Raw genomic sequence first — 623 nt, 5'->3', positions numbered from 1 at the left:
GCCGCGCAGAAGATCGGTGGTGACATCGCTGTCCTGGTCGCTGGCCAGAACGTCGGTGGCGTGGCCGAAGCCGCTGCCAAGATCGCTGGTGTTTCCAAGGTGCTGGTCGCCGACAATGCCGCTTACGCTCACCAGCTGCCGGAGAACGTTGCTCCGCTGATCGCTGAGCTGGGCAAGGGCTACAGCCACGTGCTGGCCGCCGCCACCACCAATGGCAAGAACTTCCTGCCGCGCGTAGCCGCCCTGCTGGACGTCGACCAGATCTCCGAGATCATCGAAGTCGTCAGCGCCGACACCTTCAAGCGCCCGATCTATGCCGGTAACGCCATCGCTACCGTGCAGTCCTCGGCTGCCGTCAAGGTCATCACCGTGCGTGGCACCGGCTTTGACGCCGTCGCTGCCGAAGGTGGTTCCGCCGCTGTTGAAGCTGTTTCCGGCCCGGCCGATGCCGGCAAGTCCGCCTTCGTCGGTGAAGAACTGGCCAAGTCCGACCGTCCGGAACTGACCGCTGCCAAGATCGTCGTTTCCGGCGGCCGCGGCATGGGCAATGGCGACAACTTCAAGATCCTCTACTCCCTGGCTGACAAGCTGGGCGCTGCCGTCGGCGCTTCCCGCGCTGCCGT

The 623-nt window shown here is 65.2% G+C and carries 1 protein-coding gene; it reads left to right on the top strand.

Features of this window, described 5'->3' with window-relative positions; translation table 11 throughout:
* Positions 1–623 (top strand): electron transfer flavoprotein subunit alpha/FixB family protein (locus FAS41_RS30770; RefSeq protein ID WP_138527039.1); only part of this gene is annotated, 623 nt, incomplete at both ends.

Origin of the sequence: Pseudomonas nicosulfuronedens, assembly GCF_005877905.1 — a bacterium.
Taxonomy (GTDB): Bacteria; Pseudomonadota; Gammaproteobacteria; order Pseudomonadales; family Pseudomonadaceae; genus Pseudomonas; species Pseudomonas nicosulfuronedens.
This window is presented reverse-complemented; position numbering and strand designations above follow the sequence as displayed.